Genomic DNA, 21,946 nt, shown 5'->3' on the forward strand with positions numbered 1-21,946 from the left:
AGAAATGCCAGAACATTGAATTTGAAAACCTGAATTTCCATTATTAATTAAGCTTACATCTAATATGCCACTAAAAGCAGAAGTTACTTCACCAAAATCAACACTACCAAAATTTAAATTTGCAGTGTTCCCCTCTACAATCTGATCATTTATAGAACAAGAAGGTAATAATTCAATTTGTGTAGATAGTTTTGCTTCAATTTCACCAGCATTAACTGAACAAATAAAAAAACTGAAAGATATAAATGCAAAAAAACGATTAATAACCATCCCCCCTCCTTTAAAAACAGGCTTACTCAATAACGAGTAAACCTGCTACTCAATTAATCATTTCTTTATAATTTAGAAATTTACTGTCACTAATAGAGTATCGGTATAATCACCTTGTGTTTTGGCTGTACCTGTATTTGGAGCAATTGCACCGAAAACTGGTACAGCTGTAGCTTCTCCACCTACAGCACTAAACTGTTGAGGCTGATTAATAGCGTAAAGGTTTGTACGTGCTGCATCGCGGTAAACGTTATAGGCAACTAAATCAGCAGATGCAGTATTTTTCAAACTACGGTCTGTACGTTCACCACCATCAATTGCGACTGTAAAATCAACAGGATCCGTACCATCACAAGTTACTGTAATATCACCGCCACCAGCCGCTGAAGCAACTTCCGCTGTCAAAACGTTGTTCCAAGTACCAGAAGTTTTACCGAAGTCTAAAGTACCAAACTTGTTCATATTTCCATCAACTGTACTCCCACCTACTGTACAACCTGTTGAAACATTCAACTTAACATCAACTTGTCCTGTAACAGCTGCTTGAGTATTTACCGCATAACCAGCAACCATTAATGCAGCAAGAAGTGATTTCTGAATTTTTTTCATATACATAACCTACATATAAATAATATAATGCTTGAACTTGTAGAACAAAAAAGAATCAGCTCAATAAATAAAATATATAAAATTTATTTTATTACTAAAACAAATCAATTATTTACCATTGTGTGATCCTTTTCACAATTTAGTAAAATTTATTTAACTTGTATACGCATATTACAAAAGAACAATCTTTCTTATTTAAAATTTAGATTAAAAAATAATAATGAAATCGACTAAAACATCTAAGCTTCTTTTCAAATAACCATATTTCTGCATTTCAAAAAATAAAAATACACACAAAAAAAAACAGATTTATCTTTAAAATACAGCAAATTAAATAAGCAGAAAAATTAGACAGACTTATAATAAAAAAATAGGTATTCTGACCTATTAATTCACCCTCAAAAGAAAGCCAAATAAGTCGATCGACCTATTTTAAAACTCATTCTAAACAGCTCGACCTACAATTTAATTTACAGGTCAATTGACCGAAAATAACATTAATAAATTGTTAAGATTTTATTTATATTTTTATTAACTCATAGTTTAAAATGCCGCTTTATTTTTTAATTTTAATTAAAGGTTGGATGATGATCAAAATTGATACTTTTGATAAAATAGAGAAAAAAAAGTCTTTTACCACCATTAAAGGGCACGTAAGAATAAAGCAAATCTTAAGTAACGCTGAAATAATTTTTCTTACTAAAGGTTATTCTGGTCTTAGTATGAGAGGAGTTGCAAGCCAAGCCAACATAACCTTAAGCACATTGCAACACTACTTTAAAAATAAGGATATTTTATTACAAGCCTTATTAAATAAGCTAATTAGTGACTACAAGAGTCACATTGAACACTTAATAACCACGAATCTCACCGAACTCCCACTCAATCGATTTATGAATATTATTACTAATATATTTCATGAGATAGAAAAGCCAAAAGTTACAAAAATTTTTAAAGAATTTTTCTCCATTTCAGATCATTTACCTTATGTACATGATGCATTAACAATCATACAAAATTATAATTTTGATCTCATGTATAAAATAATTTTACCAATACATGATGAAATATCCTCAAAAGAATATAGAGATAGGGCTATTATTATAATCACTCTATTGAATGGTTATTTAGTTCAATATTCCAACAATAATAAAAATGAATGCCATAAAGATTTTATAAGAAATATTCTTTTAAAGAACATATCAAAATTAGTAAGTGAACCATAAGCTACAAAACATAGGAGTACACTCCTCCTATGTTCTCAATTTTTTTTACCAGCGGCTCAAAATATTGCTTTCAAATCAAACGAATTGAGAAGCATATGTCCAAATGTAAAATAGACTTCATCAATACCTCTTGAAGAAAGAAATGAACCTAAAGATAATAGGTCAAATCTAATCTAAAGAAAATTTTAAACTCTTAAAGTAATTTCAATGAAAAATATTAATATCTTCAAATTTATAAACCTTGTGCTAGTCTTTTTATGGTTTTATCAAGGTCTCGTTCCAAAATTTCTATTTCTTAATTCTGATGAAATTTTTGTATGGCAATGGCTAGGACTATCACTCGAAAACGCAAAACTTGCAGGCCATGCGAGTGGAATAGCTGAAATGATTTTTGGTTTATGTTTTCTCTTTACTGCACATAAATATATTCATTATTTAAGCATTTTGGGTTTGCTTGGGCTGCTTCTTTTAATTGGTTTTTTAATACCCTCTACCCTGATCTTGCCCTACAACCCTATCGTAATGAATCTTTCGATGATAAGTTTATCTATTGTCTATCTCATCTTATTAAATGAGCTAAATTAACTCACAGCCATTCATGTAACTATTTTTAAAGATTTTATATAGAGAGTGCAATGAGTTTACCCAAAACTGAAGTTTGCAGTGTGGTCATTACAGGCAGTACAAAAGGTATTGGTTTAGCCCTTGCCCATGCTTTTTTAGATCTTGGATGTTCAGTTGTCATTGCTGGACGAAACCCAGAGCATCTTAAGCAGGCTCTTTCTCATTTAGAAGCTCATTTCAATAAAGAAAAATTCATTGGCCTATGTTGCGATGTGACTCAAATTTCTGATGTGCAAACCCTATGGGATGGTGCAATTGAGCGCTTTGGGCAAATCGATGTGTGGATTAATAACGCAGGAAGCTGCCACCCCACCAAAGACTTTATCGACCTTCAGCCAGAAGAGTTAAACGCGGCTGTTTCAACTAATATTTTAGGCACGATGCTTGGCTCACAAGTAGCTCTAAAGGGAATGCTTAAACAAGGTTATGGTCAAATCTTTAATATGGAAGGTTGGGGAAGCAACGGCGAATGGAGTGCAGGCATGACGCCTTATGCAACCACAAAACGGGCCGTAAGTTATTTCAGTAAAGCACTTTATAAAGAAACAAAATCGACTCCAATTTTAACTGGCACACTCAGCCCGGGCATGGTTGCAACAGACCTGTTAGTTTCTTCTTGGACCAATGGCAACATCCAAAATTGGAAAAAGATGAAACGGTTATTTTTCTTTGTGATTGATCCGCCAGAAATTGTTTGTGCATATTTAGCCAAACAAATTATTCAAAATAAAAAAGCCAACCGACGCATCGCTTGGATCACGCCGCGGAAGCTTTTTCTTAGATTTTTGCAGCCTTATTACTGGCGTAGAAACCCAGTGAAAGGCACAGCATTAGAGCATTTGTAGTTAGGCTTATAATGTGACTAAAAATCTAATCTCACTCAGTTAAGATGGTTTGATTGATAGGCGCATCGGATTTATTGTTCAGTAAAAGTTCTTCTAAAGAGCGCTTTTACTGAACTTTATACTTATCAAGAATCGTTATCTGAGCTATCTTCTTTATTTAAAATCCGCCCTTCCCGTTTTGGTCGAATCAATGGTGCTGTTGGTCGTGGATGCGTATGTGTATATTGCATACCGACTCCCGCATTTACATCATCTGCTGCGATTTCAGTTTCAAAGCGCTCATTATCAAGATCTCGAATTTCCTCAGTAATTCTTTCTACTTCGTCTTCATCCACACCGAGTTCTTGTAAAATTACTCCCCCAAACTTAATCGCAGATTCAAACGTTTCACGGATCATGAAGTCTACTTTTTGTTTGACTAAATGCAGTGAGTGCTCGCGGTCATATGAACGGACTAATAATTTCGCTAAAGGAAATTCATGTGTGACGAGTTCTACAATTCTATTGGTTGTCTCTTTACTGTCTACACACACCACAATCGCTTGTGCTGTTGCAGCGCCAGAAGCATGTAGAATATCTAAGCGGCAGCCATCGCCATAATAAATTTTAAAACCAAATTTTTCAGCGTTTCGAATCATGTCCGTATTATTATCAATAATGGTGACATCTACCCCTCTTGCCAATAATAATTGACTGGTGACCTGTCCAAAGCGCCCAAATCCAATCATTAAAACGCTACCGCTTAAACCCTCGGCAATATTGACGTTTTCTAACGAAACATTCGCTTTAAATTGAGTAAACCGTTTAAAAATAATACCGACAATTGGAGTCAACACCATTGAAAGCACAACAATAGCGGTAAGATTAGATTTAATTGTACCGTCAATGACTTGGGCACTTAATGCAGCAGAGAAAAGTACAAAGGCAAACTCTCCGCCCTGAGCCATGAGTAAGGCACGGTCCAAGGCTTCAGTATGAGGGCTTTTAGTTATTCGGGCGACAATATAAATCATGAGCGCTTTGGCAAGCATCAGTGCAATTACACCACTGACAATGAGTTGCCAGTTTTGAGCAACCACTGATAAATCCAATGACATGCCAACCCCAAGGAAAAACAGGCCCAGCAAGATTCCTCGGAATGGTTCAATATCAGCTTCAATTTGATGTCTAAACGTTGATTCAGATAAAAGCACACCCGCTAAGAAAGCACCCATCGCCATGGACAAACCGCTGACTTGCATGAGTAATGCTGCACCCAACACAACCAATAATGCTGCAGCTGTCATGACTTCTCGGGCTTTAGCAGCTGCCAAGAGTCTAAATAATGGGTTAAGTAACCAATAACCTGCCGCAATAAGACCTGCAATTGCGATTAAACCAATGCCTATATTTTCTAAACGTACAGATGTGCTTTCGACCACATGATTAGGTGCCATAAAAGCAACAATAGCGAGCAATGGTACAATCAGTAAATCTTCAAATAATAAGATGGCTACAATTTTTTGCCCGCGAGGTTGAGTCAAATCACCTCGATCGCCCAATAACTGCATCACAATAGCAGTCGACGTTAATACAAACCCAGCAGCACCAATAAAAGCAACTTGCCATTTAAAACCAAATAACAGTCCGACGCCAGTCAAAGCCAATGCGCAAATGATGATCTGTAGTGTGCCAAGGCCAAAAATCTCGCGTCTAAGGCTCCATAAATGTGACGGCTGCATTTCCAAACCAATCAGAAATAGGTACATCACAATTCCCAACTCGGCAATATGTAAAATTGCGGTGGAATCTTGGAAAAAAGCAAAACCGAATGGTCCAATAATCAGACCCGCAATTAAATAACCTAATACGGAACCTAAACCAATACGTTTAAAAATAGGGACTACAATGACAGCCGCCGCCAATAAAACCACAGGGGCAACCAAGCTAATTGAATGTGCTTCTGCGCTCATACATTTCTCATTTTATTTATCTGCAATTTATTCTATGTGAAACTATGTTTAAGGGCGATTATTAGTTTTGAGAAAAAGAATCCATAAAAAAAGCCCTGACGGGCTTTTTTTGATTAAACAACAAATTTCAACATGAGCTGAATAACCGTTGCATTAATTAAATCGACAAAGAATGCGCCACAAAGCGGAACAATTAAAAATGCCTTATGCGATGGTCCATACATGTTCGTAATGGCCTGCATATTTGCAACTGCTGTTGGCGTTGCACCCATACCAAAACCACAGTGCCCTGCTGACAACACTGCTGCATCATAGTTTTTACCCATAACACGGAAGGTCACAAAAGCAGCATATAATGCCATCGTAATAGTTTGAGCACCCAAAATCACCACAAGTGGCCCAGCCAAATCTGCAAGTTGCCAAAGCTTTAATGAAAGCAATGCCATTGCTAAATAAAGTGATAATGATGCATTACCAAAAACATCAATCGCACGGTCAAAAATATCAATTTTCAACACGCTTTCTAAGATGTTTCTTAAGATTACACCGCCACCCAGCGCCCAAACGAAGGTTGGTAACTCAAACCAAGTTCCCTTACTAAAGCCTGTCATAAATTCAGCAAATGCCAAACACGCTGCGAACATACCTAGCGTAGTAATTGCATTGTCAGCAGTAATTAAACGAACTTGATGAGGGTTTTCAAACGGTGCAAGATCATCCGAATTTTGTTCAACATGACCATCACGCTGTTGGATTTCAGCATTAGTTTTGGGTTGAGCAAGGCTATAACGATTGATAAGCAATTTGGCTAACGGGCCACCAATCACACCACCAATAATTAAACCAAAAGTCGCACTCGCCATTCCTAAAGCTAGAGCACCCTGAATACCATGCTGAGTTTCTAAAATTTCACCCCAAGCTCCGGCTGTACCGTGACCACCTGTTAAGGTAATTGAACCCGCAATTAAGCCAATGAGTGGGTCAAGACCAAGCAACGTCGCAAGACTCATGCCTACCGCATTTTGCACAACAATGAAAGACGCTACACAGACTAAGAAGATAACCAAAGCCATACCGCCTTCTTTAAGCTTCATAAAATTGGCACTTAAACCAATAGAAGCAAAGAATACGAGCATAAAGCTGGTTTGTAATTCGCTACTAAAAACAATGCTATATCCCCATATGGTATGGACAAGTAGCGAGACGACCGCAGCAACCAAACCGCCTGCTACAGGTTCGGGAATATTGTAGCGTTTTAAAAAATCAATTCGATTAACAAGAAAGCGGCCCAATAATAGAACGATGACCGCCGAAATTAGTGTATAAAAACCATTAAAAACAAATTCCATATATACTACTTTCTAATTACATTCCTAACGGATTGTAAAATAATTATATTTTATTTTTTAATATGTAAAAAAAACACAAATAAACTTTACAAAATTACCCTAGCAATCAATTTTCACGATTCTTAAGAAAAACTTAAATTTTAAATATTTTATACAAAATCACCCCATACAATTAATTTAATTATTTAATTTCAAATACTTAATATAAAATATTGTTAATTAAAAATAATTACCCCTTGATACCTTAAGCAAAAAATCCTGTCTTTTAAGTCACTGAACTTCGCTCTCATTCCCTTTAATATCCTTAAAAGACCAGCTCGTTATTGTTCTGGGCAACATCTTTATAGGTTTTATGTTCAATGAGTTTATTGCTTAAAGTTCGTCAGAACGTTCCACAGCTACAGTCCATTAAAAAATCTCTTCAGACACGTGCTGGTCAAAAAATACCTCACATGCTGATCAATGCATCGGATCTATTTTTTAGAGGCCCTCAAATTGCCTTGTCAGGAAAAACGCCATTTGACGTGATTTATAAGCATGAAATTATTAGCTTACGGCATTATAGAAATGAGACGAATACCTCTACACCTAAACACCGCGTACCGTTAGTTATCGTTCCGCCGCTAGCAGTCAACATGCTCATTTATGATTTGTTTCCTACTCGCAGCTTCGTCCGCTTCTTTTTAGCACAAGGTTTTGATGTCTATTTAATTGACTGGGGCGTGCCCACCCGACACCAAGCAAAATACAATTTCGGCACCTACATTAAAGTCTTTATGCCTGAAATGTTAAAACAGGTCCGCTTGCACAGTGGTCAACAACAGCTTTCATTACATGGTTGGAGTTTAGGCGGTGCACTTTCACTCTGCTATACCGCATTATTTAAAGACAAAGATATTAAAAACTTAATTATTTTAGCTTCCCCTATCGATACGCATAAAGCCGGATATATGGGCAAACTCTATGGCAGCTTAACCAAACCTGCGCAATGGGTTCGCAAACATACGCCGTTTCGTATTCGTCACCATGTGCCGAGTAAGGCATTTCATATTCATGGATGGCAAAACACGCTAGGCTTTAAATTAACCGACCCGATTGGAAATCTAAAAACGTATTGGGAACTTTTTAAAAATCTCGATAACCGAGAATTTATTGTTGACCACGCAACTTCTAGTTCATTTATCGATAACATGCTGGCGTATCCGGGGGGAGTCATGCGTGACATCATCCTTCGTTTCTGGATTGATAATGAATTATCCAATGGTGTAGTGAAATTCGGTGAACTTACAGCCTATTTAAAAGATATTGAATGTTCAGTGTTAGCACTGGGTGGTAGTACGGACATTATTGTGACCGCTGATGCTGTTAAGCCACTCATGGATTTAATTAGCAGCCAAGATAAAACGTTTAAGGTCGTACCGGGTGGACACATGGGGGTCGTTTCCGGAAGCCAAGCACCTACGGCGGTTTGGCCTGAAATAAGTACTTGGTTAGTTGAGCGTTCAGGTTAGTTCGTTTAAACAATATTGGGAACCAGCGTAGCAAGCCATACGCTGGTTTTTATTATTGTGGTGATTAACTCTTAAGCTTTAAAGTAAAAATTAATAATTCCATATTCAAAGATGTTAAATATCCAGTACCAACTTATCCGAACGAGGCAAACTGTTGCAGGTGGTAATTCGTAAATCTGGTTGTGCCTTGTATTGATCTAAAGTAGTAACACCTTGTAGCTTATTACAGACACAAGCACGGCATAACCCTCTTTCACATCCCGATGGAATATTAACGCCAGCCAAGCGTGCAGCTTCTAATAGCGTTGTCCCGCCATCAACCACAATCTCAACACCACTCCGTGCAAAGTGGATAACATGATCTTTACCATCAGTTGGGTGCTCTACTACCGGAGGGGTAAAACTCTCTGTATGAAATTGTATTTCAGGTAATCCTAAATCCAGTAACATAGATTTTGAGGCAGTAATAAATCCTGGTGGAGCACAAACATACACTTCATGTGCTGTTATATCGGGAACAACTTTAGCTAGTAATTCAGCACTTATTTTCGCCTGATACATCTGCCCTGAAATTGGATAATTAGGGTCTATCTCATTACATATAAAATGCACATCAAAACCAGATAAGTTGGCAACTTCACGTAATTCATGTTCAAAAATAATAGATCTCTCATTACGGTTAAAATAAAGTAACCTAACTTGACTATGTGGAGCTTCACGTCGTGCCTTACGTAACATACTCAAAATTGGTGTAATCCCAACACCACCCGCAAGGAAAACAATCTGTTTAGGTACTTCTTTCAGAATAAAATCGGGAGAGGCCTGCGGTACTCCTACCAAAATCATATGTGAATTTTTCTTAATACGATCATTGATATAATTTGAAACACGTCCGCCCTCTACACGTTTGACGGCAATTTCCAAACAATTAGCAGCCTCGTGACTGTCTCTTAACAAACTATATTGTCGAACCAGACTTTCATCTTCGACTTCCACCCGTACAGAAATAAATGCACCAGCTTCCCAAGTTATGCCCTCCCAACCTTGTGGTTTTTCAAAACGTATCATTAATGCCTGATTTCCTGCTTGCGGAAAAACAGCTAAAACCTTAACAGGTACATTATAAAAACGAGGCTTATTTAAATACGTCATATTATCTGGCAGTTTATATTGGGCTCCATATACAACTCGACGTAATAACTCCTTAGGATTTTTTAGTATTTTAAAAAAATTTCCTGTTTCTTGCTCGCCTACAGGACTCGCCAATTTGAGTACATTGACCATCATATCTGGCACAACATCTTCAAGAGACATAACATTGTAAGGTAAGCCATGCTGCAAACAGATTTCTTTAACAAAGGGCTGGATTTCTCTTTGGCGGTTACATGGTAAGTCTGGAAATAAATGATGCTCTAAGTGGGTGTCCAATCCACCATAAAACACATCAAATGCAGGTGGATTATCGAATTTAACTTCCTCTTCCAACAATGTTTTAAAATAATTATCAAGTTGGGCATAAGGCGTAAAATTACTTGTTGCTAAAATTTGACGGCGAAAATATTCTTCTTCTGTTTCACTCAATCCCGGGTCACTAAATAACTCAACATTCGGTGAATGGTGTTCCAGAAATAAGACTGCAACCGTCAAATCATAGCCCAAAACTGTACTCAGATAATTTCCAAAAAATGTCGGCAATATCCGATGAGGAGAAACCGAAAGAGGATCTTTCCAAAAATGCTGAGCAATATATTTTTTTGTTAGTTTTAAGGTTTGTTCAATGGTTGTTCGACTAAGTACTTTACGCCCTTCTGTTTTAGCGGCTGACGCTCCAGTAAATAAAGAAAATACAAGATTAGGTGTTGTTAATAATAAAACCCACAACAGTGGAAGTTGCAAAGTATGGTGACCATACCATGGCTGACCTGGCTTAATACGTAAAAAGGAATATCCTAAATCATGGTCTACGCCAACGATATTAGTAAAAGGATGGTGATTTTGATGATGCATCACACGCCATTCATAAGGATCCACCATAAAATTCCAAACCCACCGTTCAGAATGGAAAGAACCTGCATTTGGCAAATGATCATAACTACCATGCATGATGTTATGACCAAGTTCAGAAAACTCAAGTAATGTATGCAATGCACCTAATATCGCGCCACGCATTATGGCATTAGGTTTTCCACCTTGTTGGATCAACTCATTACTACGCGCTTTAATAGCTTGAGAGTAAGCGGCAACATTTCTGATATGTTCTAGGTCTGCATCACCAACTTTTGCTTTAGTTTGATCATATAAAGCTTTTAAAGCAACCGTTAAACTTTCGTGCTTGCCGTCTTTATTATTTAGCATTTTATATATCCCTATCGGATTTGATCCTATCCGAAAAGATATAAAGTTTTGAACATTAGCAGAATGACTTTATACTACCAAACTTGACATTTCATGACACATAAAGCATGTCTATACAATTATATTGGGATTTTCCTCGCAGTATTAGTGCTATTCGCATATTGCTTATGATAGGTCAGCAACATGGTTTAACACCTGGAAGTTGTATAGAAAACACACATATTTCTTTGGATGATTTGTCGCAACCTAACTTTGAGGTAAAAGCAGAACAAGAATTTTTAGTTATTCGAAACTTACTTAAACTACTAGATCCTACACTTCCCTTGAGTATAGAAGCAGGTCTAAGGCACCATACAACCACATTTGGTGCATGGGGTTTTGCCATTCTTAGTAGTCAGACAATGAAAGAAGCTTTACATTTTGCTATGCGATACTTTCAACTTAGTTCCATTTTTTGCAATTTAGAAGTTATTCAGGAAGATATATATACATTACTGATTTTTGATCATAGTCAATTACCTGATGACTTAGCGTGTTTTCTGGTTGAAAGAGATCTTATAACTGTTATATCAATTCAACGAGATGTCTTACCTATACAATTTCCTGTAATGAGCATTAATATTGCCTTACCTGCACCTGTCTATGCCGATAAATTTCCCGAATTAACGGGATATCCAATTCAATTTAATCAACCACGTAGCTGTATTATCTTTGAAAGCAGTTTGCTTGATTTACCATTACCTCAAGCAGACCCATTTATTCGTGCACGATATGAAGAAGAATGCCAACAACTTTGGATGCGAAGAAGTTCTCTAGGCAGCTATAGCCAAAAAGTCAGAAATATTTTACTCCAACAACCCTCTCAAATGCCCAGAATTGATGAAATGGCAGCCCATCTTCAGGTCAACCTCAGAACATTACAACGTCATCTCGCAATTGAAGAAGTTACCTATGAACAGCTTATAGATGACATTCGTAAAGACTTAGCCGAAGACTTACTCAAAACCACCAATTTAACAGTTGAAGAAGTTGCCATTCAATTGGGCTATTCCGAAGTTTCAGCATTTTCCAGAGCCTTTAAACGTTGGAAAGGCATTTCTCCCCGAAATTTTAGGTGGCAAAAATAAATTTATATTTAATATTTTAATGCTTATCCACGCCAGCTCCAGTAAGCAAACTCGTAGCATAGTTCATAATTAATAAGACTAAATTATTCGCTTTTTCTTCTGATTCAGCCAAACGCCCTTCTAATAAAAGATGAGATAGACCATGTACAAGGCTACAACTCAACATTGCTAATACTTCAACTTGAGCGTCATTTTCATCCACACCCAATATTGAAGCAGTTAATTGATGTAACTGAGTATATGTATTACCCACTGCCTCTTTTAACTCAAATGCTTCATTCTTTTGTAAGTCAGGATTAAACATCAAGGCAAAGAGATTTCGATTATTTTTTGCAAAGTTAATATAGGCTAAACCAAATAATTTTAACGCCTCTGGCTGAGAATTAGCATCTTGCAACGTTTGGCTTTGCTCCTCTTGCAAGAGCTGAAATCCTTTTGCTGCCAATGCTGCTAAAAAGCTCTCTTTATTTTCGAAATGCCGATATACCGCATTTCCGCTTACCCCAATTTGTCTCGCCATTTCTCGAAAGCTAAGGCTCTCAGCATCACTATTTTTTAGGTGAGCTAATCCTGCATCTAATAATTCTTCACGCACATTTCCATGATGATAATTTGATTTTTGAGATTGTATAGAAGACATGTTGACACCGCGCACATATTATAAGCATAATGTGTGCACTGAACACATTATGCTTTATTTTTGTTTAATTCACACAAAAGAGCAAATCATAATTCCCGTTCAATAGAGCTGCTTATAAATATCCATATTGCCTAGGAAAGGACATTAATAATACTAGGCCTATGAAAACAAAAGATTATTGAGCTTATAAAGAAATGCAAACTTTCCTTTGAGCTAAATCATCTTTAAGCAAAGGAACTGATATGAACAATTTTAGAAGTATAAAACAGGCTTTCTTATTTACAATACCATTGATGTTGGTCAGTTCACTTGTAAAAGCAGAACTCAACCTCTTAGATGATAAGAGTTTATCTGGTGTAACTGGTCAAGCATTATTTAATCTAACCAATATTGCAGCTAATCAAAATGGTAATCCAAATACAGATGTAGGGTTTTATCGTCTCGGAATGGAAGCACAAGTAGAGTTAAATGCAAATATTAAAAGTTTACAGTTAGGTTGCGGTGGGACTAAAGGAGTGGGTTGTGACATTGATATTGAAAATATTAGTTTAGCAGGTGTCCTCCCCGTAAATGGTAGCTATGCAGGATCAGATGCCGTTATTACTAATCCTTTTATCGAGTTTGCTATAAAATCGCCGGACAGTGCTTCTACTCGAGAAATTGTTGGTTTTCGCCTTGGGGCATTAGGCATATTAGGCAAACTTGGATTGGGATCAAATACAGATTTAACAACATTAGCTGATGACACAGGAGGAATTAACTCTTTATCTGGTGATTTGAATTTAACACTTACGAATACTGTTCTGAAGAATGTAGTGATTGAAAATGGATTAATCTCTACAGAAGCACATATTAATGATTATAACAAACCGCTTATTCTTAACCGCTCTACAACAGCAACGCTGGATAATGTAGTCGCTAAAACTGGTCCACTAAAACTATTAGGTATCTTAGATCTACCTTTAGGTTTAACTCTCAGTAATGCCACATTAAAAGATTATCCTCTGTCTGGTTTCCATGAAATTTTACTAGCCCAAGATGCAGCAGGAACAATTCCTACTAGTGACACATCACTATCCTTACAAAAACAAGCTATCCAGTGGCAAAAAATAAGTTCTGGTAGCTTCGAAAATACTGTAGCTGCTCAACCTGGATGGTGGCTTTCCTTACCGAAAGTTATACTTACTGATATCGAAACACAACAGCGGATTGATGTAGGACTTGGCGAGGCATTAGGAGGATTAGTTGGTAGAGAGTTAATTATTAATCCTATTGACTCTGGACAGATAGGCATCAAAAACTGCTACGGGAACTTAAAGTTTTGCTAAGTAAAAACTTTATACAAGCTTTTATATGACGCTTAAATTAAAACAACTCATGGTTTTCATACCACTATTAGCAGGGCTGAATACATCCCAAGCTACCACAGTCTCTAGGTCAATAAATATGTGCTCAGCTTCCGTCAAACATATACCTGATAATATCCAGAGTTCTATTTCTAAACTTAAAGTGGGTTCAATAGACTCAAATACTTCAAATATTTCTTTTATTCTTGCTTCAGCAGTTGCTGCAAAACACAATAAACCAATAGATATAGAACGTATTGCTGTTTATTTGCAAGCTCAACGAAATCAGCAAAATTTCTATTATTCATTACTTGATATCAAGAAAACTTTTGAAAATTTCAATATATCTGTTGAGGCCAAGAAAAATGCCTCACCTTTTGATATGTTAAAATTAACCAATGAAATTCTTATTGGTATTGATCAGCAAGATCAACTTTTTGCATTAGTTGGTTCATCGCAAGAGTATGTATATTTAATTTATGGAATCATGAATCGAAAAGCATTAATCTGCCCTCTTAAAAAATCTTTATTTATTCAAAACTTTACTACCAATAAGTTCATTATTCTTAAGTAACTCAGTTATATATTATCTAAAATAATTGATATTTAAAATTTTAACTTCACACACCTAGATTCAGTCAATATAGCTAAAAATAAAGAATATGAGTCAATCATATTTACTAAATAATGTTTCAAAAATTGGTTCGCACAAACATTAAAATCTAAGCATAAAATTTATGCTTAGATTTTATAATATTAAAAATAATAAATAAGTTATTTCAAACCAAAAGTCTTTCTAATGCTCTTATCAACAGGGCCACTTGGCATGAAGCGACGTAACTTACTTAACAAAGACGCTTGTCCAGATGGTGTGCGACGCATTTGCCAATCATTCAATGCCGCTGTAACGATCATATCTGCAACAGCATCTGGTTGGGATGCATGATTAATCTGATTCGATATGGCCTGCGCAGCTAAATTACGTTCATTGTCATATTCAGGAATTTTAGAACTTACTACAGGTGCGTTTTTATCTAGATTGGTTTTGGTGAAAGAAGGTTGCACCAATGTCACGCGAATCCCAAATTGACGAAGCTCGTGATCTAAAGATTCAGATAATCCTTCAACCGCATGTTTAGTTGCAGAATATACCCCCATATAAGGTGAAGGGAGAAAACCCAATACCGAGCTAATATTTATGATTCTTCCATAATGTTGTATTCGCATATATGGCAATACCGCTTGTATAGTACGGAGAATACTAAATACATTCGTATTAAATAAAAATTCTGCTTCTTCTATAGAGGTCTCTTCTACTGCCCCAGTCAGGCTTGCTCCAGCATTATTAATTAAGATATCAATACGCCCAGCCTTATCAATAATAGAATGAATCCCAAGTTGGACAGAGTCCTCATCAGACACATCCATTTCAATGAGCTCAACCCCTTCTATAGGTTGGGCTTTGACTTTATTTCTGACTGTTCCAAATACTTTATGGCCTTTTTTAGCAAATTTTTCTGCTGTGACTTGACCTATTCCTGATGAAACACCGGTAATTACCACTACTTGTGAGTTTGACATATGAACTCCGAATAATTTTTAAACTTAAGAATCTGATGATTAAGCTGTTGGTTTGACTCTGATTTTGAACCAGATTGAGTACATAGCCGGCAAGAAAACCAAAGTTAAAATGGTTCCAGCCAGTGTTCCACCAATCAATGTATAAGCTAGCGTTCCCCAAAACACCGAATGAGTCAGAGGAATAAAAGCCAAAATAGCAGCCAAAGCCGTTAATATGACGGGTCTGGCACGTTGTACTGTTGCTTCCACAACAGCATCCAACGGATCGAGTCCAGCTTGCTTGTTTTGCTGAATTTGACCAATCAAGATGAGTGTGTTTCGCATTAAAATTCCAGACAATGCAATCAACCCAACTAAGGCATTGATACCAAAAGGCTGCTGGAATAATAGAAGCGTCGGTACCACACCGATTAATCCCAATGGACTGGTGAGAAACACCATAATCATTGCAGCTATAGATCTCACCTGAAGAATGATAATGAGCAAAGTCATTGCCAACATGATCGGGAAAATAGGAAGCATGGCTTTAGTAGCTTTACCCGACTCTTCAATAGAACCTGCTTCAACGATGCGATAGCCCTTCGGTAGATTTTTTATAACTGACTGAAGCTGTTTGGTAATTGCTGTAGATACATCTGGTGGTTGCAATCCTTCAGCAATATCTCCACGAACGGTTATTGTTGGTACGCGATCTCGACGGCGTATGACAGGCTCTTCCATCCGTACTTCAATCTTGCCAATTTGTGACAGAGGAATACGTTGTCCATTTGCCCCAGTGAGTGTGAAATCACCAATTTTTGCAGGATCCAGTCTTATATCACCCGCAGAACGAGCAACAACTTGTACTGTACGAATATCTTCGCGCACAGATGTTATCGGAATACCTGTTAACAAAAACTGTAGTTGCTGTGCCACTGAAGCTGAGGTGAGACCAACTGCTTGTAGGCGATCTTGCTGTAATGTGAAATGAAGGGCTGGTGTACGAGTTCCCCAATCGGTATTTACAGTTCGCATCATTGGGCTAGCATTCATAACATGCTGAACCTGAGCTGCAATTACACGCAATTTTTCTGGGTCTGGCCCTGTAACACGGTAAGCCACTGGATAGGGTGAATATGGTCCAAAGACCAGTTGTGTAACACGTACCTGCGCCTCAGAAGCAAGCCCATTCGAAACAGCTTGTCTTAAGCGATGTTTTAAGGCTTCCCGCTCTTCTTGGTTGTCAGTTCGTATCACAATCTTGGCAAAGGATGGGTCTGGTAACTCAGGTCCCATGGATAAATAAAACCGAGGAGCGCCTTGACCAATATACGATGTAACAATCTTTGCTTCATTTTGCTTAGATAACCAAGCTTCAACTTTGGCTGTAGCAGCGCTAGTTTGCGTAATCGATGTACCGTAAGGCATTTGTACTTCAACAAGTACTTCAGGTCGGTCAGAGATTGGAAAAAATTGTTTTTTTACCAATGTCATTCCGCCTATTGCCAAAACAAATAATCCGATAACACTACCAGCAACAAGCCATTTACGCGCAATCACACGTTCAAGAATTTGACGGAAACGGTTATATCGTGGTGTGTCATAAATTGCATGGTGTCCACCTTCGACTTTTTTAAAATCAGGTAACATCTTCACACCTAAATAAGGTGTAAAAACGACTGCAACAATCCATGAAGCAATAAGGGCTATACCGACAATCCAAAACATATTGCTGGTATATTCACCAGCCGTAGATCGGGCAAAGCCATTTGGCATAAATCCAACAGCTGTGACTAATGTTCCAGAAAGCATAGGTGCTGCGGTGTGGCTCCATGCATAAGCAGATGCAGCTATTCGACTAAAGCCCTCCTCCATTTTGACGACCATCATTTCAATGGCAATAATGGCATCATCAACCAAGAGTCCTAAGGCAAGAATAAGAGAACCCAGTGTAATTCGGTCAAAGTTTTTGCCCGTTGCCAACATCGCCACAAAAACAATAGCCAATGTCAGCGGTACAGCCATAGCAACAACAAGTCCAACTCGCCATCCCATGCTGATAAAGCTTACAAACATCACCACAAGTAATGCTGCAAAGAACTTAATCATGAACTCATTTACCGACGAGCTAATATTTACCGCTTGATCTGTCACCTTATTTAAGCTGATACCAAGGGGTAAATCTTCATTGATTGAGCCAACTTCGCTCTCTAATGCTTTACCAAGATCTAATCCATTCCACCCTTCACGCATCACTACACCTAGCAATAAAGCAGGTTCTCCATCATTACGAATAATGAATGTTGCAGGATCTTCATAACCACGTTTAACAGTCGCAATATCTGACAATTTCAAGGTACGACCTTGAGCAGTTATAGGTGTGTCTCGAATTTTTTGTAACTTATCAAAAGCACCATCCAATCTGACAAAAACTTGAGGACCTTTGGTCTCAATAGAACCAGCTGGAGTAAGTACATTCTGATTATTAAGTGCAGCAAACACATCTTGTGGATTTACGCCTAGTGTTGCCAAGCGCTCATGTGAAAATTCAATATAGATACGTTCAGGTTGCTCGCCAATAATATTGACCTTTTTTACCCCAGGTACATGAAGTAGCTGCTGTCTAATTGTTTCTGCATCACGCACCAATAATCTTTGTGCTTCATTTTTTGCCTTCAAAGCATATAAAGTAAAGGTTACATCCGCATATTCATCATTAACAAGTGGCCCAATTACCCCTGAAGGTAAATTACTCATTTCATCATTTGCTTTCTTCCTCGCTTGATAAAACTCCTCCTGAACTTGAGATGGAGGTGTGCTATCAAGTAAGGTTAGTGTCGTAAAAGCTAGCCCAGGCCTTGTATAGGTTTCTGTTCGATCATACCAACGCAGCTCCTGCATCCGTTTTTCGATTTTTTCAGCAACTTGATCTTGCATTTCTTGTGCAGTTGCACCGGGCCAAGCAGTCACAATGGTCATGACCTTAACTGTAAAGGCTGGGTCTTCAGCTCGACCTAATTTAAAAAATGCAACAACGCCTGCAATTGAAATTAGAAAAATCAGGAATAGAGTGATACCCCGTTCACGAACAGCAAGAGCTGACAGGTTAAAACCTTTCTCACTCATGAGTGTCCTCCTTCATTTCCAATTGAAGGATTATTTGCCTGTGATGCAATACGGACTAACTCGCCTTCTCGAAGTAAATGTGCACCTAGAGCAACAATTTGATCTCCACTCTGAATATTGCCAGTTACATACGCATATTCATCATCAACCTGTTTCACAACAACAGAACGCCACGTTACTTTCTGAGTTTTTCCATTAATTACCCATACTCCTGCTCCCTTTCCTTTATCAAGTAATGAACCAATCGGTACTTGTAAAAAATGTTGTGAACTCTGATTTTGAGCTCCAATACGTACAGTGACGGTTGAACCTAAAGGAGCGTTTGCCAAATCTCCGTCTAATACAAAACGTGCTTCAAAAGTACGAGTGAGTTGATCTGCTGTATTTGATAACTGTCTAAGCTTAGCTGGGACACTGATATTTTCTTTACCAAAGAGAGTGGCTTGACCAATAGCTCCTATTGCAGGGCGTAAAGTCTCGGGAAGCTGAATAACTGCTTCTCTTTGACCAGAATGAGCTAAACGAATTACTGTTTGACCCGCGCTTACGACTTGCCCCGGTTCAACCAGTGTTTCCATAATTGTGCCATCACCATCGGCTGTTAAGTCGGCATAGTGACTGGCGTTTAATGCGACTTTAGCTTGAGCTTGCGTTGAACTTAGTTGTGCTCTCGCCGTATCTGCTGCTGCCTTAATCTGATCATAGGCGGAAGCAGATATAGCCCCACTTCCACGCAAATCACGATATCGAGCTTCGTCTTTTTCTGCTTGTTCAGCACGTGCTTTGGCTGCGCCTACAGCTTCTTGCTGAGCTTTGGCAGCAAGTTCCAAATCAACCGGATCAATACGCATCAGTAACTGTCCGCGTTTTACCGTCTGACCGGCCTCAACAAACCGTTTGATTACTTTACCAGAGACACGAAAACCAAGATCACTTTCTACCCGTGCGCCTATCGTGCCTGTAAATGCTCTTGAGTCAGAAGTAATTTCTTCTTGCACAGTTGCGACTCGTACCAATGGTGCCGAAGTACGGGGGTCAGATTGTGTATTTTCAGCACAACCTAGCAAGAAAAAAGGAAATAAATATATTGCAGCAAATGGAATAAGGCGACGATAACGCATATTAGAGTCCCCCCCTTGAAGAAATTAATCAGGAGACTCATTTTTAATCAAGTGACCAATTTAGTCAATAGTCACAATTTATTATGGCGATAAACTTCTCAGTACAAGACTAGAAAGCAACACTGGAGCATCAGCGTTATATGAAATGCTATGTTGTAAAAGTAATGGATGTAGATAAGGTCTCATAACTAAATAAATAGCCTTAACTGCTTCATCAATTGGTGTTTTTCTTTCAAAATCACCAGTTTGACGACCTTCTTGAATAATATTTTGTAGTACTTTAAGAATTCGATTTTCATAAGCAACCGTAGCATCCCATTTCTCAGAGGCTGCAGAAACTGCAATTTCATAGAGCTTACGATCTTGAGAAAATAAACGAAGGCTCCCTTCCACAATTACTTTAAAAAGCACTCTCAATTTTTCAGCAGGATATTCAGCTTCTTGAATGGTAGCATTAACTTCATCTTCAATTTCACGCAAACAATTGGCACAAATCATCTCGCCAATTGCCTGTTTAGATTCAAAAAATTTATAAATATAAGCTTTAGAAAAGCCTATAGATTTTGCAAGATCAGAAACTGTAGTTTTCTCATAACCATAGCGGCTGAAATGCTCTGTAGCAGCAACCACGATTTGGTCCCTTACCTCATGATCTTCCGGTCCTCGCTTTGAAACAGGATAACTACTTTTTTCTTTACTCATATTTTCAATTTAAACCTTTGTGTGAAAGTTGTAGTTTAACTCTTGCCCCCTGATATTGACAACAAGTGACTAAATTGTATTATAGTCACAATTAAGCCATTGTTCAAAATCTCGCCTTGGGGAAAATATGTTATCTAGATCTATCGTTCTCCTACCAATACTCACCAGCATTCTTGCTGCTTGTACCGTAGGTCCTAATTATAAACGTCCTAGCATATCTCTACCCGAGCAATATCTTGGCGCTCCCTTAAACTCACCAAGTGACGAAACCAAAGCAGATATTGAAGTATGGTGGAAAAGTTTTAATGACCCTCAACTTACTCGATATGTCACATTAGCATTAAAACAAAATCTTGATCTGGCCCAAGCATATACCCGTGTGACTCAAGCTCAGGCAGGCTTATCGGCAGTCAATGCTTCTTTACGCCCAATAGGTACTGTTGACGCACAAGCAGCTAAAGCTTACCAATCCGTTGAAACTCCACTGGGGCAAGTTTTAAATTCAATACCTAATTTTGACCGACATGGTAGCTCTTATGAGGCAAACCTAAGTGCCACTTGGGAATTAGATATTTTCGGGGGTCTTCGAAGAGACCGTGAAAGTGCTCTAGCAAACTATCAGGCTTCGAATGCAGGAGCATCAGCAGTCCGTTTAATGGTCGCAGCACAAACAGCAAATCTTTATATTAATATTCGAGGATTACAATCTCGATTAGACATTGCCCAGCAACAATTACAAACGCAACAAAAACTTCTTTCAATTATTCAACTTTTATATAGCAAAGGATTGGCATCTGAATTTCAGGTCAAACAAGCTAAAGCGAATGTTGCTCAAGTTCAAGCTGTAGTTCCCGCACTTGGAATGAATCTAGACATTGCCATGAATGCACTCGACGTCATGCTTGGAACCGTACCAGGAACTCACCGAGCTGAACTAGCGGAAGTAAAACCAATTCCTGTTATTCCTAACATTACAGAAACAGGAACACCCCGCGATCTTTTACGTAGACGACCAGATCTCATCATGGCTGAAAGGCAACTGGCAGCTTCAAATGCACGTATTGGCAGTGCGATTGCAGAATATTACCCAAAGGTTTCTTTAGGCGGTTTAATAGGTAGCGCAACCACAGCAGGTGGAAACTTATTTTCAAGTGGAGCCAATCAGGCTGCTGGCTTATTAGGCTTACGTTGGCGTTTATTTGATTTTGGTCGAATTAATGCAGAAATTCGCTTAGCTAAGGGACAAGAATCCGAAAAGCTTGCAGCCTATCAATTAGCCGTCTTACATGCAGCGGAAGATGTAGAGAACTCATTATCAACTTTATCTAAACGACAAGAACAACTTGTAGCACTTCAAGATGGTGAAAATGCGCTACACCATGCACAGAAAATCGCTGTAATTGCTTATCAAAAAGGAATTAACAGTCAAATAGAAGTATTACAAGCAAATTCAAGTGCTTTGCAATTCACGGATAGAAAAGTACAGGTACAAACTGATTCCGCTCTTGCTGCTGTTGCAGTTTATAAATCACTGGGTGGTGGCTGGCAACCCAATGATTATTAATATGAAATTTCAAAAATCT

Annotated in this window: 17 protein-coding genes and 1 pseudogene; 8 read left to right on the forward strand and 10 right to left on the reverse strand. The window is 38.0% G+C overall.

Features of this window, described 5'->3' with window-relative positions:
- Nucleotides 1-270 (reverse strand): annotated as a pseudogene (locus tag RMB03_RS04375) (protein CsuA); the annotation flags it as partial.
- Between the two features lie 72 nt (nucleotides 271-342).
- Nucleotides 343-879, reverse strand: a complete 537-nt coding sequence (locus RMB03_RS04380) for a spore coat protein U domain-containing protein (protein WP_252059145.1) — start codon at nucleotides 877-879, stop codon at nucleotides 343-345.
- A gap of 587 nt (nucleotides 880-1,466) precedes the next feature.
- Between RMB03_RS04380 and RMB03_RS04385 the strand changes: the two genes are divergently transcribed.
- The 3 genes from RMB03_RS04385 to RMB03_RS04395 all read left to right on the forward strand — a co-directional run bounded on the left by RMB03_RS04385 (nucleotide 1,467) and on the right by RMB03_RS04395 (nucleotide 3,574).
- Nucleotides 1,467-2,105: a TetR/AcrR family transcriptional regulator gene (locus RMB03_RS04385; RefSeq protein WP_311074225.1), complete on the forward strand. Its 639-nt coding sequence runs from the start codon at nucleotides 1,467-1,469 to the stop codon at nucleotides 2,103-2,105.
- 207 nt (nucleotides 2,106-2,312) lie between these two features.
- Nucleotides 2,313-2,690 carry a DoxX-like family protein gene (locus tag RMB03_RS04390; RefSeq protein WP_003650801.1) on the forward strand — a complete coding sequence of 126 codons (378 nt, stop codon included), beginning with the start codon at nucleotides 2,313-2,315 and terminating at the stop codon, nucleotides 2,688-2,690.
- A gap of 50 nt (nucleotides 2,691-2,740) precedes the next feature.
- A complete protein-coding gene (locus tag RMB03_RS04395) occupies nucleotides 2,741-3,574 on the forward strand; it encodes an SDR family oxidoreductase (protein ID WP_311074191.1) in 834 nt (277 codons plus the stop codon).
- 125 nt (nucleotides 3,575-3,699) lie between these two features.
- Here the strand turns inward: RMB03_RS04395 and RMB03_RS04400 are convergent, their stop codons facing one another.
- Together RMB03_RS04400 and gltS are read right to left on the reverse strand one after the other, a co-directional pair.
- Nucleotides 3,700-5,526 carry a monovalent cation:proton antiporter-2 (CPA2) family protein gene (locus tag RMB03_RS04400; protein WP_311074193.1) on the reverse strand — a complete coding sequence of 609 codons (1,827 nt, stop codon included), beginning with the start codon at nucleotides 5,524-5,526 and terminating at the stop codon, nucleotides 3,700-3,702.
- Nucleotides 5,527-5,639: 113 nt separating this feature from the next.
- Nucleotides 5,640-6,875: a sodium/glutamate symporter gene (gene gltS, locus RMB03_RS04405; RefSeq protein WP_003650798.1), complete on the reverse strand. Its 1,236-nt coding sequence runs from the start codon at nucleotides 6,873-6,875 to the stop codon at nucleotides 5,640-5,642.
- A gap of 359 nt (nucleotides 6,876-7,234) precedes the next feature.
- Here gltS and RMB03_RS04410 point away from each other — a divergent pair, with 359 nt between their 5' ends.
- The gene (locus RMB03_RS04410) at nucleotides 7,235-8,386 is read left to right on the forward strand and encodes an alpha/beta fold hydrolase (protein ID WP_311074196.1); all 1,152 of its coding nucleotides are present in this window, start codon (nucleotides 7,235-7,237) and stop codon (nucleotides 8,384-8,386) included.
- 114 nt (nucleotides 8,387-8,500) lie between these two features.
- Here the strand turns inward: RMB03_RS04410 and RMB03_RS04415 are convergent, their stop codons facing one another.
- Nucleotides 8,501-10,741, reverse strand: a complete 2,241-nt coding sequence (locus tag RMB03_RS04415) for a fatty acid desaturase (protein ID WP_311074198.1) — start codon at nucleotides 10,739-10,741, stop codon at nucleotides 8,501-8,503.
- A 107-nt stretch (nucleotides 10,742-10,848) separates the two neighbouring features.
- On the opposite strand from RMB03_RS04415, the gene RMB03_RS04420 reads away from it, so the two are divergent.
- On the forward strand, nucleotides 10,849-11,868 hold the full coding sequence (locus tag RMB03_RS04420; RefSeq protein ID WP_311074200.1) for an AraC family transcriptional regulator: 1,020 nt from the start codon (nucleotides 10,849-10,851) through the stop codon (nucleotides 11,866-11,868).
- Nucleotides 11,869-11,884: 16 nt separating this feature from the next.
- Here the strand turns inward: RMB03_RS04420 and RMB03_RS04425 are convergent, their stop codons facing one another.
- Nucleotides 11,885-12,508, reverse strand: coding sequence for a TetR/AcrR family transcriptional regulator (locus RMB03_RS04425; protein WP_311074202.1), 624 nt, complete (start codon nucleotides 12,506-12,508; stop codon nucleotides 11,885-11,887).
- A gap of 242 nt (nucleotides 12,509-12,750) precedes the next feature.
- Between RMB03_RS04425 and RMB03_RS04430 the strand changes: the two genes are divergently transcribed.
- Both RMB03_RS04430 and RMB03_RS04435 read left to right on the forward strand, forming a co-directional pair.
- The gene (locus RMB03_RS04430) at nucleotides 12,751-13,836 is read left to right on the forward strand and encodes a hypothetical protein (RefSeq protein WP_311074205.1); all 1,086 of its coding nucleotides are present in this window, start codon (nucleotides 12,751-12,753) and stop codon (nucleotides 13,834-13,836) included.
- Between the two features lie 118 nt (nucleotides 13,837-13,954).
- Nucleotides 13,955-14,428 carry a hypothetical protein gene (locus RMB03_RS04435; RefSeq protein WP_151743332.1) on the forward strand — a complete coding sequence of 158 codons (474 nt, stop codon included), beginning with the start codon at nucleotides 13,955-13,957 and terminating at the stop codon, nucleotides 14,426-14,428.
- Between the two features lie 200 nt (nucleotides 14,429-14,628).
- On the opposite strand, the gene RMB03_RS04440 is transcribed toward RMB03_RS04435, so the two are convergent.
- The 4 genes from RMB03_RS04440 to RMB03_RS04455 all read right to left on the reverse strand — a co-directional run bounded on the left by RMB03_RS04440 (nucleotide 14,629) and on the right by RMB03_RS04455 (nucleotide 20,363).
- Nucleotides 14,629-15,435 (reverse strand): oxidoreductase, encoded by an 807-nt coding sequence (locus RMB03_RS04440; protein ID WP_311074207.1) that lies wholly within the window; start codon nucleotides 15,433-15,435, stop codon nucleotides 14,629-14,631.
- 39 nt (nucleotides 15,436-15,474) lie between these two features.
- Nucleotides 15,475-18,540 (reverse strand): efflux RND transporter permease subunit, encoded by a 3,066-nt coding sequence (locus RMB03_RS04445; RefSeq protein ID WP_311074210.1) that lies wholly within the window; start codon nucleotides 18,538-18,540, stop codon nucleotides 15,475-15,477.
- On the reverse strand, nucleotides 18,537-19,661 hold the full coding sequence (locus RMB03_RS04450) for an efflux RND transporter periplasmic adaptor subunit (protein WP_005039451.1): 1,125 nt from the start codon (nucleotides 19,659-19,661) through the stop codon (nucleotides 18,537-18,539). Before RMB03_RS04450 ends, RMB03_RS04445 begins: the two co-directional genes overlap by 4 nt.
- An 81-nt stretch (nucleotides 19,662-19,742) precedes the next feature.
- On the reverse strand, nucleotides 19,743-20,363 hold the full coding sequence (locus RMB03_RS04455) for a TetR/AcrR family transcriptional regulator (RefSeq protein ID WP_013197265.1): 621 nt from the start codon (nucleotides 20,361-20,363) through the stop codon (nucleotides 19,743-19,745).
- 127 nt (nucleotides 20,364-20,490) lie between these two features.
- Here RMB03_RS04455 and RMB03_RS04460 point away from each other — a divergent pair, with 127 nt between their 5' ends.
- Complete coding sequence (locus RMB03_RS04460) at nucleotides 20,491-21,927, forward strand: TolC family protein (RefSeq protein ID WP_311074216.1); 1,437 nt, start codon at nucleotides 20,491-20,493, stop codon at nucleotides 21,925-21,927.
- Nucleotides 21,928-21,946: the final 19 nt, after the last annotated feature.

The sequence above is a fragment of the Acinetobacter sp. V91_7 genome (assembly GCF_031799075.1).
GTDB classification, from domain to species: domain Bacteria; phylum Pseudomonadota; class Gammaproteobacteria; order Pseudomonadales; family Moraxellaceae; genus Acinetobacter; species Acinetobacter calcoaceticus.

Bases quoted from the DNA above. Each gene is read 5' to 3' on its own strand.
- RMB03_RS04380 (WP_252059145.1), bottom strand. From the start codon at position 879: ATGAAAAAAATTCAGAAATCACTTCTTGCTGCATTAATGGTTGCTGGT.
- RMB03_RS04385 (WP_311074225.1), top strand. From the start codon at position 1,467: ATGATCAAAATTGATACTTTTGATAAAATAGAGAAAAAAAAGTCTTTT.
- RMB03_RS04390 (WP_003650801.1), top strand. From the start codon at position 2,313: ATGAAAAATATTAATATCTTCAAATTTATAAACCTTGTGCTAGTCTTT.
- RMB03_RS04395 (WP_311074191.1), top strand. From the start codon at position 2,741: ATGAGTTTACCCAAAACTGAAGTTTGCAGTGTGGTCATTACAGGCAGT.
- RMB03_RS04400 (WP_311074193.1), bottom strand. From the start codon at position 5,526: ATGAGCGCAGAAGCACATTCAATTAGCTTGGTTGCCCCTGTGGTTTTA.
- gltS (WP_003650798.1), bottom strand. From the start codon at position 6,875: ATGGAATTTGTTTTTAATGGTTTTTATACACTAATTTCGGCGGTCATC.
- RMB03_RS04410 (WP_311074196.1), top strand. From the start codon at position 7,235: ATGAGTTTATTGCTTAAAGTTCGTCAGAACGTTCCACAGCTACAGTCC.
- RMB03_RS04415 (WP_311074198.1), bottom strand. From the start codon at position 10,741: ATGCTAAATAATAAAGACGGCAAGCACGAAAGTTTAACGGTTGCTTTA.
- RMB03_RS04420 (WP_311074200.1), top strand. From the start codon at position 10,849: ATGTCTATACAATTATATTGGGATTTTCCTCGCAGTATTAGTGCTATT.
- RMB03_RS04425 (WP_311074202.1), bottom strand. From the start codon at position 12,508: ATGTCTTCTATACAATCTCAAAAATCAAATTATCATCATGGAAATGTG.
- RMB03_RS04430 (WP_311074205.1), top strand. From the start codon at position 12,751: ATGAACAATTTTAGAAGTATAAAACAGGCTTTCTTATTTACAATACCA.
- RMB03_RS04435 (WP_151743332.1), top strand. From the start codon at position 13,955: ATGTGCTCAGCTTCCGTCAAACATATACCTGATAATATCCAGAGTTCT.
- RMB03_RS04440 (WP_311074207.1), bottom strand. From the start codon at position 15,435: ATGTCAAACTCACAAGTAGTGGTAATTACCGGTGTTTCATCAGGAATA.
- RMB03_RS04445 (WP_311074210.1), bottom strand. From the start codon at position 18,540: ATGAGTGAGAAAGGTTTTAACCTGTCAGCTCTTGCTGTTCGTGAACGG.
- RMB03_RS04450 (WP_005039451.1), bottom strand. From the start codon at position 19,661: ATGCGTTATCGTCGCCTTATTCCATTTGCTGCAATATATTTATTTCCT.
- RMB03_RS04455 (WP_013197265.1), bottom strand. From the start codon at position 20,363: ATGAGTAAAGAAAAAAGTAGTTATCCTGTTTCAAAGCGAGGACCGGAA.
- RMB03_RS04460 (WP_311074216.1), top strand. From the start codon at position 20,491: ATGTTATCTAGATCTATCGTTCTCCTACCAATACTCACCAGCATTCTT.